Source organism: Oxobacter pfennigii (assembly GCF_001317355.1).
GTDB lineage: Bacteria > Bacillota > Clostridia > Clostridiales > Oxobacteraceae > Oxobacter > Oxobacter pfennigii.
The window spans coordinates 1-3,042 of sequence record NZ_LKET01000034.1; the positions used below are offsets into that span (position 1 = coordinate 1).

At 39.8% G+C, this 3,042-nt stretch carries 4 protein-coding genes; 1 reads left to right on the forward strand and 3 read right to left on the reverse strand.

What is annotated here, in order from left to right:
• The first annotated feature begins 384 nt into the window (after positions 1 to 384).
• The gene (locus OXPF_RS12790; protein ID WP_054875618.1) at positions 385 to 1,314 is read left to right on the forward strand and encodes a transposase; all 930 of its coding nucleotides are present in this window, start codon (positions 385 to 387) and stop codon (positions 1,312 to 1,314) included.
• Here OXPF_RS12790 and OXPF_RS12795 read toward each other — a convergent pair whose 3' ends face one another.
• The 3 genes from OXPF_RS12795 to OXPF_RS12805 form a co-directional block, all read right to left on the reverse strand.
• On the reverse strand, positions 1,315 to 2,124 hold the full coding sequence (locus OXPF_RS12795) for a VanW family protein (protein WP_054875621.1): 810 nt from the start codon (positions 2,122 to 2,124) through the stop codon (positions 1,315 to 1,317).
• A 146-nt stretch (positions 2,125 to 2,270) separates the two neighbouring features.
• Positions 2,271 to 2,615, reverse strand: a complete 345-nt coding sequence (locus OXPF_RS12800; protein WP_054875619.1) for a hypothetical protein — start codon at positions 2,613 to 2,615, stop codon at positions 2,271 to 2,273.
• 180 nt (positions 2,616 to 2,795) lie between these two features.
• Positions 2,796 to 3,042 (reverse strand): integrase core domain-containing protein (locus OXPF_RS12805; protein ID WP_152967761.1); only part of this gene is annotated, 247 nt, incomplete at its 5' end.

Consider the following 3,042-nt stretch of genomic DNA (forward strand, 5'->3'; position numbering starts at 1 on the left):
TTCCCTGCTGGCAGGCAGCTACTACCGCCTGAGCCTCTTCTTCAGTTGGCCCTGCTGCCGTAAAGTCTTTAAGCATCTCCAATACCTTTTCCTCGTCAAGATCTCCCACTGCCTGAGTCAGCAACTTTAAGTCCATAACGTATACTTCCCTTCATCCTTATTTCAAAAGCTGCAGTTTTACAGATTTTGATAGTATACAATTACTGCTTTTTTTGCCTTATTTCCTTTGACTTATCTTCTTCTTTTTGCACTATCCTGTTCTGTTGAAGTCTTTGGGTCGGTGAGGGGGAGAGGGGACAGTTCAGTTATACACCTTATCCTGCATAAATTTGTCACTTTTGGTTAGACTAAGACTATCCAGTTTATAAAAAGGTGGTCTTAGTGATGCCAAGGCATGCGAGAGAAAAAGGTCCGGAATGCATGTACCACATTATGGTGCGCAGTATCAGCGATACCCCCCTTCTTTTCAAAAACGATGCAGATAAAGATAAGTTCTTAAGACTTGTTAAAAAGTATCAGGAAGCCTATCTGTTCAGGGTTTATGGCTACTGTTTGATGGATAATCACGCTCACCTGATAATTGATGCCCAGGGTGCGGACATTTCCCGTATTATGCACGGCATCAACCAAAGCTATGCTCAATATTTCAACTTAAAGTACAACAGGCGTGGCCACCTCTTTCAGGACAGATTCAAGAGCAAGATCATAACCGATGAGCGCTACCTTATTGCCCTTTCGGCTTACATACACTGCAATCCCAAGGATGTCATCAATTTTACAAATAAAATTGAAAAGTACAAATATTCCAGCTTAGGCATGTATTTAGGCAGCATGAGAGACAGGTTTGCCATTTTGAACAGGGGCTTTATACTGAACATGTTTTCAAGGAATTTATCTAAGGCTAAGAAGCTTTATTGGGAGTACATTTGCACGCATAATACCAGCGAGAAGGTGATCGAGATTGCCGCCGATATGGAGTTTATGGATGAAAAAGCTGATTACAGAAGCGAAAGAAGGGTAATAATCCGAAGCTTTACTCCTCCTGAAGTAGTGGACTTTGTTAAGCACTACATCAAAGATTATGATTCAAATATTATCGTTAAATATACCAGAACAAACATGGAGTCTAAGTCTCTGTCGGCGCTGCTTTTAAGGAGCGTGTGCGATATGACGCAGAAGGATATCTGCTCATTTATGGGCAACATAAGTCAGTCCCATGCCGCCAAGCTGTGTGCCAGGGGCATTGAACTTTTGAGAAAAAAGTCTGAGTATAAGAATATAATCACGGATTTCGTTGATAGAAAGATAAGCTGATCACACTATGTTGGCCATGTCATATAAAACCCTGGAGTGGTTCTTTATAAGGAGCTGCTTGTCTATTATATCACCTGTTTTTTTACTTATAATTTCTCTGTAAATTTCGTTGTTCCTGTAATATTTGCCATTTTCAAGGCTGAAATGATGATTTTCTTCTTTAATGTGATATGCTACATCCAATTCTCTGTCACTTCTTAATTCACCAATCAGATAATTGTCGTCGGCCATAACCAATAATTGAAATGTCTGATCGGTTTTATTGATAAACTGATAGTCCAGATAGTTGTACATAATTGATGTGCCTGTTCCGAAGGGTATCTGCCTTCCATAGTCGGGGAAAATGTCCACGTTATTATGGTGGTGATGCTCTATTATATTAAGCGGACTATGGAGTATCATCCAATGTATGAGGTTGGTGAACTGGCACATGCCGCCTCCAATGCCGCTTTGCAGTTCTCCCACTCTAAGTATGAGCCCGTCTAAATAACCTTTTTTTGCAGTGCAGCTGCCTACCAGCTTCCAAAATGAAAATATCTTCCCGGGTCTTATTATAATGCCGTTTACCTTTGGCGCAGCTATTGATAAATTTACCGCCTTGTTTTCCTGCAAAGTCATGTCCATATTGCCCAATCGCCGTCTTATCAGAGATTTATGCCTGCATATTGCAAAGTTCAGCGGCTTAGTTGAAAACTCCCACGCATACTTTTTTCTGTTGATAAACCATTTTAATTTCCTTACCCAAATCCCTTTTAAAACCGATATTTTATATGTTAATGGACTTAATTCGCAAAATAATTTCCTTTTCAAAAGCATTCCCTTCCTTCAGCCTCGGGGGCTAGCTTGTTTCAAGGAATATCTTACCATAACGAGAATGCATAGGCAACTGAACTGTCCCCTCCTCCATGCCTCACATGCCTGGCCGATGAGTTGAGTGACTGAACTGTCCCTCCTCCTTAAAAGCGGTAGAGTTGGTAATGGCGGGGTTTGTCGGCTAAAACCAGGTGGCGTTTAACGTGCTGGTAGATGGTTTCGTAAGGGATGTCGCCGTAATACTCAACTACTCCGTCCACAGCGGTTATGGGCAAAGGGCGTCCCTGTTGTATGGCGTTTTTTACCGCCGGGTAATTGTTCATATCCGTTTCAGTTGTATCTATAAAATGCAAATCAACATTGTTTATAACATCGCTGCCTTCAAGATAGTTGACCAGGCTGAAGTATTTTTTTAAAGCCAGTGAATTAAGCTTTGTCTGGGGGTCTCTTGCCACTCCAAAAACATCTATTTTCACGGTACCGTTCAATTTATATACCTCACATAAAATAATGCTATAATATTTATAATAGTCAAAGAGATTGAATATTGTTCTTAAAAATATAAAAAAAGGAGGTCATTAGGTGCATTTTCATAGGAACATTTTATGAACCGTGGGTACTGGGTGAGGCAGACATGCAGTGGTCAAGCTTTTTTGTAACACCTTGACCTAATATTTAAAACTTTTATACCTAGCTTCAAAGGGTGTCAATCCTTCATTAAATGAATGCGGTCTTACATGGTTATACCAAACATATGAAAAATAATTTACAGATTCATTAAGCTCTCCATCATTATGATAATAGTGATGATATATTAATTCATTTTTCAAGGTATTAAAATATCGTTCCATGGGTGCATTATCATATGGACATCCAGCCTTGCTCATACTTTGTTGTATATCAATTGAACTGCAA